13 protein-coding genes and 1 pseudogene are annotated in these 13,193 nt (G+C 72.2%); 7 read left to right on the forward strand and 7 right to left on the reverse strand.

What is annotated here, in order from left to right:
* The first annotated feature begins 18 nt into the window (after window positions 1-18).
* The 4 genes from atpA (at window position 19) to MMR14E_RS14405 (ending at window position 4,613) form a co-directional block, all read left to right on the forward strand.
* Window positions 19-1,551 carry a F0F1 ATP synthase subunit alpha gene (gene atpA, locus MMR14E_RS14390; protein ID WP_331315187.1) on the forward strand — a complete coding sequence of 511 codons (1,533 nt, stop codon included), beginning with the start codon at window positions 19-21 and terminating at the stop codon, window positions 1,549-1,551.
* A gap of 134 nt (window positions 1,552-1,685) precedes the next feature.
* On the forward strand, window positions 1,686-2,576 hold the full coding sequence (locus MMR14E_RS14395; RefSeq protein ID WP_331315189.1) for a F0F1 ATP synthase subunit gamma: 891 nt from the start codon (window positions 1,686-1,688) through the stop codon (window positions 2,574-2,576).
* 42 nt (window positions 2,577-2,618) lie between these two features.
* On the forward strand, window positions 2,619-4,073 hold the full coding sequence (atpD, locus tag MMR14E_RS14400) for a F0F1 ATP synthase subunit beta (RefSeq protein WP_020093502.1): 1,455 nt from the start codon (window positions 2,619-2,621) through the stop codon (window positions 4,071-4,073).
* A gap of 138 nt (window positions 4,074-4,211) precedes the next feature.
* Window positions 4,212-4,613, forward strand: coding sequence for a F0F1 ATP synthase subunit epsilon (locus MMR14E_RS14405; protein ID WP_331315190.1), 402 nt, complete (start codon window positions 4,212-4,214; stop codon window positions 4,611-4,613).
* A 162-nt stretch (window positions 4,614-4,775) separates the two neighbouring features.
* On the opposite strand, the gene MMR14E_RS14410 is transcribed toward MMR14E_RS14405, so the two are convergent.
* The 7 genes and pseudogenes from MMR14E_RS14410 to hrpB form a co-directional block, all read right to left on the reverse strand.
* Complete coding sequence (locus tag MMR14E_RS14410) at window positions 4,776-5,873, reverse strand: CCA tRNA nucleotidyltransferase (RefSeq protein WP_331315191.1); 1,098 nt, start codon at window positions 5,871-5,873, stop codon at window positions 4,776-4,778.
* Window positions 5,870-6,127 (reverse strand): DUF6111 family protein, encoded by a 258-nt coding sequence (locus MMR14E_RS14415; protein WP_331315192.1) that lies wholly within the window; start codon window positions 6,125-6,127, stop codon window positions 5,870-5,872. Before MMR14E_RS14415 ends, MMR14E_RS14410 begins: the two co-directional genes overlap by 4 nt.
* 9 nt (window positions 6,128-6,136) lie before the next feature.
* Window positions 6,137-6,808 (reverse strand): CoA pyrophosphatase, encoded by a 672-nt coding sequence (locus MMR14E_RS14420; RefSeq protein ID WP_331315194.1) that lies wholly within the window; start codon window positions 6,806-6,808, stop codon window positions 6,137-6,139.
* On the reverse strand, window positions 6,805-7,389 hold the full coding sequence (locus MMR14E_RS14425; RefSeq protein ID WP_331315196.1) for a DUF1285 domain-containing protein: 585 nt from the start codon (window positions 7,387-7,389) through the stop codon (window positions 6,805-6,807). The genes MMR14E_RS14420 and MMR14E_RS14425 overlap by 4 nt, the downstream gene beginning before the upstream one ends.
* A gap of 90 nt (window positions 7,390-7,479) precedes the next feature.
* Window positions 7,480-8,694 (reverse strand): SMP-30/gluconolactonase/LRE family protein, encoded by a 1,215-nt coding sequence (locus MMR14E_RS14430; protein ID WP_331315198.1) that lies wholly within the window; start codon window positions 8,692-8,694, stop codon window positions 7,480-7,482.
* 73 nt (window positions 8,695-8,767) lie between these two features.
* The gene (locus MMR14E_RS14435; protein WP_331315199.1) at window positions 8,768-9,193 is read right to left on the reverse strand and encodes a PaaI family thioesterase; all 426 of its coding nucleotides are present in this window, start codon (window positions 9,191-9,193) and stop codon (window positions 8,768-8,770) included.
* Between the two features lie 41 nt (window positions 9,194-9,234).
* Window positions 9,235-11,446: pseudogene (gene hrpB, locus MMR14E_RS14440) on the reverse strand (ATP-dependent helicase HrpB).
* Window positions 11,447-11,635: 189 nt separating this feature from the next.
* On the opposite strand from hrpB, the gene MMR14E_RS14445 reads away from it, so the two are divergent.
* The 3 genes from MMR14E_RS14445 (at window position 11,636) to MMR14E_RS14455 (ending at window position 13,146) form a co-directional block, all read left to right on the forward strand.
* Complete coding sequence (locus tag MMR14E_RS14445; protein WP_331315200.1) at window positions 11,636-12,283, forward strand: carboxymuconolactone decarboxylase family protein; 648 nt, start codon at window positions 11,636-11,638, stop codon at window positions 12,281-12,283.
* A gap of 150 nt (window positions 12,284-12,433) precedes the next feature.
* Window positions 12,434-12,667 carry a hypothetical protein gene (locus tag MMR14E_RS14450; protein ID WP_331315202.1) on the forward strand — a complete coding sequence of 78 codons (234 nt, stop codon included), beginning with the start codon at window positions 12,434-12,436 and terminating at the stop codon, window positions 12,665-12,667.
* A gap of 107 nt (window positions 12,668-12,774) precedes the next feature.
* On the forward strand, window positions 12,775-13,146 hold the full coding sequence (locus tag MMR14E_RS14455; RefSeq protein ID WP_331315204.1) for a hypothetical protein: 372 nt from the start codon (window positions 12,775-12,777) through the stop codon (window positions 13,144-13,146).
* Window positions 13,147-13,193: the final 47 nt, after the last annotated feature.

Below are 13,193 nucleotides of genomic sequence, written 5' to 3' on the forward strand. Positions count from 1 at the left end.
AGCGACAGAGGCCCGAGTATGGACATCCGCGCCGCCGAGATCTCCGCGATCCTGAAAGAGCAGATCAAGAACTTCGGCGAGGAAGCCGAGGTCTCCGAGGTCGGGCAGGTCCTGTCCGTCGGCGACGGCATCGCCCGCGCCTACGGCCTCGACAACGTCCAGGCCGGCGAGATGGTCGAGTTCGAGTCGGGCGTGCGCGGCATGGCCCTGAACCTCGAGCAGGACAACGTCGGCATCGTGATCTTCGGCTCCGACCGCGAGATCAAGGAAGGCCAGACCGTCAAGCGGACCGGCGCCATCGTGGACGTGCCGGTCGGCAAGGGCCTGCTCGGCCGCGTCGTCGACGCCCTCGGCAACCCGATCGACGGCAAGGGCCCGATCCAGTCGACCGAGCGTCGCCGCGTCGACGTCAAGGCGCCGGGCATCATCCCGCGCAAGTCGGTGCACGAGCCGATGGCCACGGGCCTCAAGGCGATCGACGCCCTGATCCCGGTGGGCCGCGGCCAGCGCGAGCTGATCATCGGCGACCGTCAGACCGGCAAGACCGCCATCGCCCTCGACACGATCCTGAACCAGAAGCCGGGTCACACCGCCGGCGGTGACGAGAAGGCCAAGCTCTACTGCATCTACGTCGCCATCGGCCAGAAGCGCTCGACGGTGGCCCAGTTCGTGAAGGTCCTCGAGGACCAGGGCGCGCTGGAATACTCCATCGTCATCGCCGCCACGGCGTCCGACGCGGCCCCGATGCAGTTCATCGCGCCGTTCGCCGGCTGCGCCATGGGCGAGTACTTCCGCGACAACGGCATGCACGCCGTGATCGTGTACGACGATCTCTCCAAGCAGGCCGTGGCCTACCGCCAGATGTCGCTGCTGCTGCGCCGCCCGCCGGGCCGCGAGGCGTATCCGGGCGACGTGTTCTACCTCCACAGCCGCCTGCTGGAGCGCGCCGCCAAGATGGGCGACGCCGCCGGCAACGGCTCGCTGACCGCGCTCCCGGTCATCGAGACCCAGGCCAACGACGTCTCGGCCTACATCCCGACCAACGTGATCTCGATCACCGACGGCCAGATCTTCCTCGAGACCGACCTGTTCTACCAGGGCATCCGCCCGGCGGTGAACGTCGGCCTCTCGGTGTCGCGGGTGGGCTCCTCGGCCCAGACCAAGGCGATGAAAAAGGTCGCCGGCAAGATCAAGGGCGAGCTCGCGCAGTACCGCGAGATGGCCGCCTTCGCGCAGTTCGGCTCGGATCTCGACGCCTCGACCCAGCAGCTCCTGAACCGCGGCTCGCGGCTCACCGAGCTCCTGAAGCAGCCGCAGTTCTCGCCGCTGAAGATGGAAGAGCAGGTCGCGGTGATCTACGCCGGCGTGAACGGCTACCTGGACAAGATGCCGGTCAGCAAGGTCCGCCCGTTCGAGGACGCGCTGCTCTCGACCCTGCGGTCCAAGCACAAGGATCTGCTCGACTCGATCGCCGCCTCCAAGGACCTGTCGGACGAGAACGCCGGCAAGCTGAAGAGCGTCGTCGAGAGCGTCGCCAAGTCGATCGGCTGATGTGAGGCCCCTCCCCCCGGGGAGGGATCTTGGGCGGCGCGGGGGGATCCCGGTCCCCGCCGCACCGCCCGAACTTCCGGCTCCTTCCCGCCGAGGGAAGGAGAGGCCCATAGAACGGACCTGGACCTCACCCGATGGCGAGTTTGAAGGACCTGCGCAACCGCATCACCTCGGTGAAGGCGACGCAGAAGATCACCAAGGCCATGCAGATGGTCGCCGCCGCCAAGCTGCGCCGGGCGCAGATGGCCGCCGAGGCGGGCCGTCCCTACGCCGAGAAGATGTCGGCGGTGCTCGGCAACCTCGCGGGCAACCTCGTCGGCGGCGTCGGAGCCCCTCGGCTCCTGTCCGGGACCGGATCCGAGCAGACGCACCTTCTCGTGGTGTGCACGGGCGACCGCGGCCTCGCCGGCGCGTTCAACTCGTCGATCGTCCGCCTCGCGGTGCGCGAGCACGCCCAGAAGCTCGCCGCCGAGGGCAAGACCGTCAAGATCATGACGGTCGGCAAGAAGGGCCTCGACGCGCTGCGCCGGCAGTACCGCGACCAGATCGTCGAGAGCATGGACATCCGCGGCAACCGCCCGGTGGATTACGAGTTCGCCGCCTCGATCGCCGACAAGATCCTGACCCGCTTCGAGAACGGCGAGTTCGACGTCGCGACCCTGTTCTACTCCGAGTTCCGCTCGGTCATCTCGCAGATCCCGACCGCGCAGCGCCTGATCCCCGCGGAGCTGCCGGCGGCCGACGCGACCGCGAAGGCGGCGGCCGGCAACGCCGCCCTGGAATTCGAGCCGTCCGAGGAGGCGATCCTCGAGACGCTGCTGCCGAAGAACCTGACGGTGCAGATCTACCGGGCGCTCCTGGAGAACGCCGCCTCCGAGCAGGGCGCGCGCATGAGCGCCATGGACTCGGCGACCCGCAACGCGGGCGAGATGATCAAGAAGCAGACGCTGATCTACAACCGGACGCGTCAGGCCATGATCACCAAGGAACTCATCGAGATCATCTCGGGTGCGGAAGCCCTCTGAGGCACCGCGACCCGACCGCACAGCTTGAAGGGTAGGTTAACGATGGCGAACACCGCACTCCCCGGCACCGGCTCCAACAAGGTCGGCAAGATCACCCAGGTCATCGGCCCCGTGGTCGACGTGCAGTTCGAGGGCCACCTGCCCGAGATCCTGAATGCGCTGGAGACCAAGAACAACGGCGCCCGCCTCGTCCTCGAGGTCGCCCAGCAGCTCGGCGAGAACACCGTCCGCTGCATCGCCATGGACACGTCCGAGGGCCTGACTCGCGGCCAGGAGTGCACCGACACCGGCGAGCCGATCAAGGTTCCGGTCGGCATGAACACGCTCGGCCGCATCATGAACGTCATCGGCGAGCCGATCGACGAGGCCGGCCCGGTCCAGGCCGACACCTTCCGCGCGATCCACCAGCCGGCCCCCTCCTACGCCGAGCAGTCGACCGAGGCGCAGATCCTCGTCACCGGCATCAAGGTGGTGGACCTGCTCGCCCCCTACGCGAAGGGCGGCAAGATCGGCCTGTTCGGCGGCGCCGGCGTCGGCAAGACCGTGCTGATCATGGAGCTGATCAACAACATCGCCAAGGTGCACTCGGGCTACTCGGTGTTCGCCGGCGTGGGTGAGCGCACCCGCGAGGGCAACGATCTCTACCACGAGATGATCGAGTCCAAGGTGAACGTCGACCCGAAGGAGCACGGCTCCGCCGAGGGTTCGAAGTGCGCTCTGGTCTACGGCCAGATGAACGAGTCGCCCGGCGCCCGCTCGCGCGTCGCCCTGACCGGCCTCACCATCGCCGAGCAGTTCCGCGACGACGGCCAGGACGTGCTGTTCTTCGTCGACAACATCTTCCGCTTCACGCAGGCGGGCTCCGAGGTGTCGGCGCTCCTCGGCCGCATCCCCTCGGCGGTGGGCTACCAGCCGACGCTCGCCACCGACATGGGCGCCCTCCAGGAGCGCATCACCACCACGACCAAGGGCTCGATCACCTCGGTGCAGGCGATCTACGTGCCGGCCGACGACCTGACCGACCCGGCGCCGGCCGCCTCGTTCGCCCACCTCGACGCCACGACCGTGCTGTCGCGCTCGATCGCCGAGAAGGGCATCTACCCGGCGGTGGATCCGCTCGACTCGACCTCGCGCATGCTGTCGCCGGCGATCCTCGGCGAGGAGCACTACGACGTCGCCCGCCGCGTGCAGCAGACCCTGCAGCGCTACAAGGCGCTCCAGGACATCATCGCGATCCTGGGCATGGACGAGCTGTCCGAGGAGGACAAGCTGACCGTGGCCCGCGCCCGCAAGATCGAGCGCTTCTTCTCGCAGCCCTTCTCGGTGGCCGAGGTGTTCACCGGCTCGCCGGGCAAGCAGGTCGCCCTCGAGGACACCATCAAGGGCTTCAAGGGCCTGGTGAACGGCGACTACGACGACCTCCCGGAGGCCGCCTTCTACATGGTCGGCACCATCGAGGAGGCCCAGGAGAAGGCCAAGAAGCTCAAGGCCGCGTAAGACGACACCCTCTTCCCCGCGCGGGAAGGGGACAGAGGCTGCGCGGACGACCTGACCGGTGCCGTCCGCGCAGCCTTTTTCGAGACGCTCCGCCCGCGCGGCGGAGAGCGCGCCGCCGATCCGGGAACACGTCAGGCCATGGCCACCTTCCACTTCGATTTCGTCGGCCCCGAGCGGACGCTGTATTCCGGCGAGGTGACCGCCGTTCAGCTGCCCGGCACCGAGGGCGAGATGACCGTGATGCCGGGCCACGCGCCCGTGCTGACGTCCCTGCGGGTCGGCGTCATCGTGATCACCGAGAGCCAGGGCAGCGGCAAGCGGATCTACGTCCGCGGCGGCTTCGCCGACATTGGCCCGACGGCCGTGACCGTGCTGGCCGAGCGCGCCGCACCGATCGAGGAGCTGACCCACGACTCCCTCGACCGTGACATCGAGGCGGTCGAGATGCAGCGCGACGCCACCGAGGACCTGCAGAAGCGCGAGGAGCTGAACGGCCAGATCGTCCAGCTCCAGGAGACCAAGGCGCTCCTGAAGCTCTGAGCCGCGCTCAGCGGGCGCCTTCCAGCGCCCGCGCCATCAGGTCGGCCCGCGCCGCGGCGTCGGTCGGGCAGCCGTGCGCCAGCCAGACTTTCCGCGCCGCGGCCAAGCCGCGTCCTATAGCGGGGCCCGGCGCCACCCCGGCCGCCACCAGATCCGCCCCCGTCAGGGGAAAAGCCGGCGACGCCCCCTCCCCCGCGAGGGCGGCCAGGGCGCTCCGCGCCGCCNGGACCCGTCCGCCGAGCAGGTCGGCGAGATCCGCAGCCGCGCCCTGGTCTTCGGCTGCACCAACGACACGCCGAGCCGCACCACGTGGTGCCGGGCCCGCGCCGCGTCCGCGTCCAGCACCGCGCGTCCGTGGAGATCGGCCAGAGCCGCGGCGTAGCCGAGCAGGTAAGCGTGCTCGCTCTTCGAGAGACGCAGCCGCTCGCGCAGCCGGTCGGCGTCGTGCCGGGCGCCGACCGCGACGGCCGCGAGGCGCGCCACCGGGGACAGGCCCGCGGCGGCGGCCCGCTCCAGCCGCCCGAGTTCCCCGACGCCGCCGGTGATCCGCGGCAGCAGGCCGGTCGCGCTCAGCGTCCTCATCAGGGCCGGGCCGCCGGGCGCGGCCAGCAGCTTCAGGAACTCGGCGCGCACGCGCTCGCGGGAGAGCCGGTCCAGGCTGTCCCGCGCGGCCACGCAGGCCGCCAGGGCGGCGGCGTCGGGAGGGCCGGCGCCGAATCGGGCATGGAAGCGGAAGAAGCGCAGGATTCGCAGCGCGTCCTCGCGGATCCGGGTCGCCGGATCGCCGATGAAGCGCACCCGCCCGTCCGCGAGGTCGGGCCGGCCGCCCACCGGGTCGTGCAGGCTCCCGTCGGCGCCGAGGGAGAGCGCGTTGACGGTGAAGTCGCGGCGCTCGGCGTCGCGGCGGAAGTCGCTGCCGAACCGGACGACCGCGTGCCGCCCGTCGGTCTCGACGTCCTCGCGCAGGGTCGTGACCTCGATCGGCCCGTCCTCGGTCACCAGCGTGATGGTGCCGTGCTCGATGCCGGTCGGCACCGCCTTGAGGCCGGGCGCCCGCTGCGCCGCCCGCATCACTGCCTCGGGCCGGTGCGTCGTCGCCATGTCGATGTCGGCGGTCGGCGCGCCGAGGAGCGCGTCGCGGACGCAGCCGCCGATCAGGCGGGTCTCCGCGCCCGGCGCGTCCAGGGCCGCGAGGACGCGGCGGACGCCCGGGCGTTCGAGCAGGGCCGCCAGCCCCGCGGGATCGAGGGCGCGGCTCACCGGAAGCCGCCGGGCACGAGGCGACCGTTCTCCATGTGGGCCGGCACGTAGCCGCCGGGACGGCGCTCCGAGAACAGGCCCTCGTAGACGAGGGTGCCGATCACGACCGCGAGCCCGGCCAGGACGAGGCGGAACAGGTGCGCGTCCCAGTGAACCCGGCGCAGCGGATTGCGGCCCGACAGCAGCAGGTAGACCAGGAACAGCGCGAAGGGGATGAGGAAGAGGCCGAACTCTTCGAGGACGCGGCGGAGCATGGAATCAGCTTAACGCGCGGGACGGCGGCCGTCGCCCTGCGCCGCTTCCGGGTACAGCCGTTCCCGCAGATTGTTCAGGATCCCGGCGGTGACGCCCCAGATCAGCCGCTCGCCGAAGGTCAGGGCGTAGAACCAGCGTTCGCGGCCCTGCCAGGCGCGGGAGCGCAGGCGGTAGCGCTCCGGGTCCATGAGGAACGGGAGCGGCACCTCGAAGACGTCGGCCACCTCGTTCGGGTTCGGCGTCAGCACCGCGCCGGGATCGACCAGGCCGATGACCGGCGTCACGAGGAAGCCGGTGCCCGAGAGGTACGAGTCGAGATAGCCGAGCAGCCGCACGAGATCGGGCGGCAGCCCGATCTCCTCGGAGGCCTCCCGCAGGGCCGCGTCCGCCGGGCCGGGATCGGACGGATCGATCTTGCCGCCCGGCAGCGCCACCTGCCCGGAATGGTCGCGCAGGTTGGCCGCCCGCAACGTCAGGATCAGGGTCGGACCGTCCGCCCGCGGCACGACCGGCACGAGGACGGCGGCCCGGCGATGCGGCGGCGGCGGGATCACGGCCGCTCCGTCCGGATCGAGGCTGTGATCGCCCCGGGGATTGGAGGTCGGATCGTCCGGCCCGGGCGGGTCCGGCGACAGGCCGGCGGCGGCGCGGGCGAGGAAGTCGGCGAGCGGGTCGCTCACGCGGCGGCGACCGGCGCGATCGTGTGGAAGGCGCCGCCGGCCCACAGGCCGAGCCAGGGCTCTCCGTCGACCAGACGCTCCTCGGCGAGGTCCACGAGGTCGTAGGTGAGTGCCCGGGTCACGAGCGCCCACAGCCCGCGGCGGACATGGAGATAGGGTTTCAGCGCCCCGTCCGGCGCCTCCTCGAAGCGCAGAGCGTGCTCGGCATCGACGCTCACCAGATCGTCGACGTTGGTCCGGAACGAGACGCGCCGGTCCGCCCCGCTCCCGTCCACCGCCATCTCGACGGCCACGAAGGCCGCGTCGTCCACGGTGATACCGACGCTCTCCACCGGCGTGACCAGGACGGTCCGGCCGTCCGGCTCGCGCCGCAGGATAGTCGCGAAGAGCTTGACCAGCTTGTCCCGTCGGATCGGCGAGCCGTTGTGGAACCACGTCCCGTCCGCGGCGATGCGGATGTCGATCGCGCCGCAATACGGCGGGTCCCACCGCTCCACCGGCGGCGGCCCGCGCTTCGGCAGATCCCCCAGGGCCGCGCTGAGGCGGCTCAAGGTCGGGTCGGGGGCGGGATCCTCGCTCATGCCCGTGACAGATAGCGTCCCGGTGCCCGGTCAGCCATGGCCGACCGGAGGATCGGCGCCGGTTCCGTCCCGGATTGCAGCGGCGCGATCCTAGGCCGGCCCGGCGCCCTGGGTATTCACCGTCAGGGCGTAGAGCGACTGGCTCGCCGCCATGAACAGGCGGTTGCGCTTGGGGCCGCCGAAGGTCAGGTTCCCGCACACTTCCGGCAGGCGGATCCGCCCGATGAGCTTGCCCTGCGGTGTCCAGACGGTGACGCCGTTGTAGCCCACGGCCGGGCCGGCGTTGCTGGACACCCAGAGATTGCCGTCGACGTCGGCCCGCAGGCCGTCGGGCCCGCATTTCACCCCGTCCACGACGCAGTCCGAGAAGAGCCGCCTGTTCGAGAGCGCAGCCCCGGTCCCGACGTCGAAGGCGTAGATCTCGCCCTTGCCGCCCGGCCCGGTATCCCCCGGCCCCTTCCCGGTGGAGCAGACGTAGAGCGTCCGGTGATCGGGCGAGAAGCAGAGGCCGTTGGGGTCGGGCACCTCGTCGTCGGTGAGCACGCGGTCGAGCCGGCCGGACGGGTCGACGCGGTAGACCGCGTTCGGCAGCACGCGGCGCCGCGGGACGGTGCCGGCGGGCTGGCCGAGCCGCGGATCGAGATGGCCCTGCGGATTGCTCGGACCGCCCGCCGCGTCGGGCAGGCCCTCGTAGAGCAGCGCGCCGTAGGGCGGATCGGAGAACCAGTACGCGCCGTCCGGGTGCTGAACGACGTCGTTGGGCGAGTTGAGCGGCTTGCCCTCGAACGAATCGGCCAGGACCGTGGCCGAGCCGTCGAGCTCGTAGCGGACGACGCGCCCGGTGGCATGCTCGCAGCTGAGCTGCCGCCCCTGGCGGTCGAAGCTGTTGCCGTTCGAATTGTTGCTCGGCATCCGGAAGGTGGAGACGTGCCCGTCCTCCTCCAGCCAGCGCATCTGCCGATTGTTCGGGATGTCGCTCCAGACGAGGTAGCGGCCGACCGAATTCCAGGCGGGCCCCTCCGCCCAGAGGGCGCCGGTCCAGAGCCGGCGGATGGCGCTGTTCGGCACGATGTAGGGCTCGAAGGCCGGGTCGACCGTGACGATGTCCGGATCGGTGAAGTAGGTGGTCGGGGCGGCGCCCGGCCGGAAGTCGCGCGGCGGACTCGTCACCGTGCTGGGCTGCGCCGCCGCGTCGGCGGCCGTGACGGCGAGTGTTCCCAGGGCCGCGAGGAGCGTGCGTCGGGACGGTGGGACGCCCCCGCGCTCGGCCGCGATCCCGGATGCCTCGGTCTGCGACGGTCGCATGCGATCCTCCCCCGCGCATCCCGCGACGGGCCGCGACGCGCGCCGGCAGGCTAGGACGCCTGTCCTGATCCGGTCAACTCGGCCGGCGCCGCAGGATCTTCCAGACGCCGTCAGCCGAGGCGAGCAGACGGCTGCCGTCGCGGACGTCGCCGCGCATGAACACGAGGGAGCCCGTGCGCTTGACGACCTGCGGCCGGATCTCGATCCAGTCGCCGAGCCGGCCGACATCGATGAATTTCATCTCCAGCTGGATGGTCACGCAATTGGCGCCGTCGGCGGCGCGCATCGCGGTCTCGCCGAGGGCGCGGTCGGCGAAGCTCATCAGCATGCCGCCGTGGACCACGCCGATCAGGTTGGCGTGCTTCTGGTCGGCCCGGAACGCGTAGGCGCCGTCCGCGCCGCGGACGTGCAGCGGCCCGACATGGGCGATGAAGCCCTTGTCTTCCACCAGAGTCCAGCCGTCGGCGGCGGGGTCGTGGGCATCGGTGTCGGTGGTCATCGCGTCGGGTCCGTTCGCGTCGGGGCTTCGTCAGGCGGTGATCAGGTGCCGCGGGGCTTGGCCCGGCGAGTGGGAGCCTCGCTGAGCGGGTCCTCCGGCCAGGGATGGCGCGGGTAGCGCCCGCGCATCTCGGACCGCACCGCCGCCCAGGAACCGCGCCAGAAGCCCGGCAAGTCCCGGGTGATCTGGATCGGCCGCAGCGCCGGCGACAGCAGGTGCAGGACAAGCGGCCGGCCCCCGGCCCTGGGATGCCGGTCGAGGCCGAACAGCTCCTGGACCCGGACCGCAAGCGCCGGCTCCTCCGCCGTGTAATCGACCGGGACGCGCGAGCCGGTCGGCACCTCGACATGGGTCGGCGCCTCCGCGTCGAGCCGGGCGCGCAGGTCCCAGGGCAGCAGGGCCTGGAGGGCGTCCGCGAGGTTGCTCGCCGTGACCGACGCCAGGGCGGCGCGACCCAGCAGGGCGGGCGCCAGCCAAGTTTCCGCCGTGCGGGCCAGCGCGGCGTCGGAGAGGTCGGGCCAGGCCGCGCCGTCGGCGGCGTGCAGGAAGGTCACCCGGGCCCGCCACTGCGCCAGGGCCGGCGTCCACGGCAGGCGGTCGATCCCGAGATCGGCGATGCCGCGCGCCAGGATCGCGGCGCTGTCCGTATCGGGCGGCACCGGCAGCGGCCGCGACCCGAGACTGACGGCGCCGAGCCGTCGGACCGCCCGTGCCCGCAGGGCGGCCGCCTGCGGATCGAAGGCGATCTCGGTGCGCGACTCGATCCGGTCAGCGAACAGGCCCTCGATCGCCTCGGGGCCGATCGCCGCCGCGGCCAGGATCCGGGCGTTCCCGGCCGATCCGGCGAGGTCGGCGACGACCAGATAAGTCTCGCGGGCGAGCGGGCTCGCCGGGTCGAGGCGCCCGGCCCGGCCGCTCGCCATCACGAACTCGCCCTCCCTGACCGGTGCCGGCCGCGACCGTCACCATCCGGGCGAGCCGCGGCGGCAGCGGCAACGCCCGCAGCCGCGCGCCGACCGGCGTCAGGCGGCCGTCGGGATCGAGCGCGCCCAGCTCTCTCAGCAGGGCGCGGGCCTCCGTGAGGGCGGCCGCGGGCGGCGGGTCGAGGAAGGCGAGCGCGCCCGGGTCGGTCACGCCCCAGGCGGCGCAGTCGAGGAGCAGCCCGGCGAGGTCGGCCGACAGGATCTCGGGCCGCGTGAACGGCTCCAGGGCGTTGGTGCCGGCCTCGGACCAGAGCCGCCAGCACAGGCCGGGCTCGGTGCGGCCGGCGCGGCCCCGGCGCTGGTCCACCGAGGCGCGGGAGGCGCGGGCCGTGACCAGGCGGGTCAGACCGAGGCCCGGCTCGTAGACCGGGACCCGCGCCAGCCCCGAATCGACCACGATCCGGACGCCCTCGATGGTCAGGGAGGTCTCGGCGATGCTGGTCGCGAGGACGACCTTCCGGGTGCCGGCGGAGGCCGGCGCGACGGCGCGGTCCTGCTCGGCGGGGGTCAGCGCGCCGTAGAGGGGCGCGAGCTGAACGTCGGGGCCGACCTTCTCGGCCAGCAGGTCGGCGGTCCGGCGGATCTCCGCCTGCCCGGGCAGGAACACCAGGATCGAGCCCGGATCCGCCCGGAGGGCGCGCAGCGTGACCTCGGCGACCGAGTCCTCGACCCGCCGGTTCGGATCGCGCTCCACGTACCGGGTCTCAACCGGGAAGGCGCGGCCCTCGGAGGCCACGACCGGGGCGTCGCCCATCAGCCGCGCGACCCGGGCGCCGTCCAGGGTCGCCGACATGACGAGGATCCGCAGGTCCTCCCGCAGGCCGCCCTGCGCGTCGAGCGCCAGCGCGAGGCCGAGATCGGCGTCCAGGGAGCGCTCGTGGAACTCGTCGAACAGGACGGCGCCGATCCCCGAGAGTTCCGGATCGTCCAGGATCATCCGGGTGAAGACGCCCTCGGTGACGACCTCGATCCGCGTGCGGCCCGAGATCTTCGAGCCGAGGCGGACGCGCAGGCCGACTGTCCCGCCGACCGGCTCGCCCAGCGTCTGCGCCATCCGCGCGGCGGCGGCCCGGGCCGCGAGGCGCCGCGGCTCCAGCAGGACGATCTTGCGCCCGTCGAGCCAGGGCGCTTCCAGGAGGTCGAGGGGCACGCGGGTCGTCTTGCCGGCGCCGGGGGCGGCCACCAGGACGGCGGCGTTCCGCGCGGCGAGCGCGCGGCGCAGATCGGGGAGCGCCGCCTCGATCGGCAGCGCGGGTGCGGGACCGGCCATCGCGGCCGCTGATGGCGCGGCGCGGCGCCGAGCGCAACCGGCCCGAACCCGGCTCCGCGACGGGGGAGGTCTTTTCCTGACGCCGAGCCGGATTCGTACGGGCTTTCCCGCCCGGGCCCTGGCGGCCGCGCGACGCCGCCGTAATCGTGCGGCGCGACACGACACAGACGATCCAACGGGAGCGAAACGATGACCCTCCGCCGCCGCGCGCTGACCCTTGCTGCCCTCTCCGTGGCCCTGCCGCTGGCGACCTTGTGGGCGAGCGCTGCAGCGCGCGCGCAGGACCGGCTGCCGACCATTCCGCCCCAGGACTACACCCCCGAGCAGAAGCAGGCGGCCGAGGCCTTCGCGCAGGCGCGCGGCAAGCCGCCCTTCGGGCCGTTCGAGCCGCTCATGTACTCGCCGGAGGTGATGACGCTCGCCCGCTCGATGGGCGATTACCTGCGCTTCAAGCCGAAGATCGGCACGACGCTCTCGGAGCTGGTGATCCTGATGACCGCCCGCCGCTGGACTCAGGATTACGAGTGGTACGTCCACGCACCGATCGCCGAGAAGGCCGGCATCTCCGCCGACATCATCGCGGCGATCCGCGACGGCCGCCGGCCGGCCAGGATGAGCGACGACGAGACCCTCGTGTACGAGTTCACCGCCGAGCTCCAGGACACGAAGCGCGTCTCCGACGCGACCTTCGCGCGGGCCGAGGCCCGGTTCGGCAAGCCGGGCGTCGTCGATCTGGCCGCGATCTCCGGCTACTACACGTTCCTGGCGATGGAGTTGAACGCCGCCCGCTACCCGATTCCCGCCGACGGCAAGCCGCTGCCGCGAATGCCGGAGTGAGCCGGCTTATCCACAGCCGCCAGGCTTCTGAAACGGCGTTATCCACAGGGTTCGGCCGCCTCCGGGCGGCCCGCCCGGCGGGCGTTGACGGAACGTTAACCCTTATGGCTTGTTCTCTTTTCGTTCCCGGACGCGACGAAGGAGAACCCGATGCTGACCCAGGTCCTGGCCCAGCGCGACGATCACGCCTGCCCCGTCGAGGCGATCAGCTCCGCGTATCTCGGCTTCGCCGGCGGCGACGCCGGGATCGCCCTGCGCTGCGCGATCGCCGACGCCCTCTCCGACCTGATGGAGGCCGAGCGGCGCACGCGCGAGCGCAGCCGCCTGATCTCCCGCGGCTACATCCGCACCGCCCCCGATCCGGAGGTCGGGCCGCCAAGCTGAACCGTGGCTGCAGGCCGGCTTCAGCTTCGGTGCAGCGGCGGCGCGGCATGGTCTCCCGTGTGATCCGGGGCGCCGCAGGCGCTCCGCGCTTCTACCGGAGACAGGTCATGACACGCATCGCTCTGCTCTCGGCCGCCGCGCTGATCGGCGCGGGCACCCTGGCCTCCACGACCGCCGAGGCCCGCGGCGGCGGCGCCATCGCGGCCGGCATCATCGGCGGCCTCGCGGCCGGCGCCCTGATCGGCGCCGCGACCCAGGCCCACGCGGCGCCCGGCTACGGCTACGGCTACGCGGATTACGGCTACGCCCCGGCCCCCGTGGTCGTGCGGCCGGCCCCGGCCTACCGCGTCTACGAGGAGGACGCGCCGGTCTACGCGACCCGCCGGACCGTGACCTACGAGCGGGTCCCGGTCGGCTACGGCCCGGCCCGCCACTGGGGCGGGGATTACGAGGGCGGCTACGGCTATCGCGGCTGGTGAGCCGGGAGTTGCGCCGGGCGCCGTGACGGCGCCCCGGCGCGTGGCTT

Origin of the sequence: Methylobacterium mesophilicum (genome assembly GCF_036441335.1) — a bacterium.
GTDB lineage: Bacteria > Pseudomonadota > Alphaproteobacteria > Rhizobiales > Beijerinckiaceae > Methylobacterium > Methylobacterium mesophilicum_B.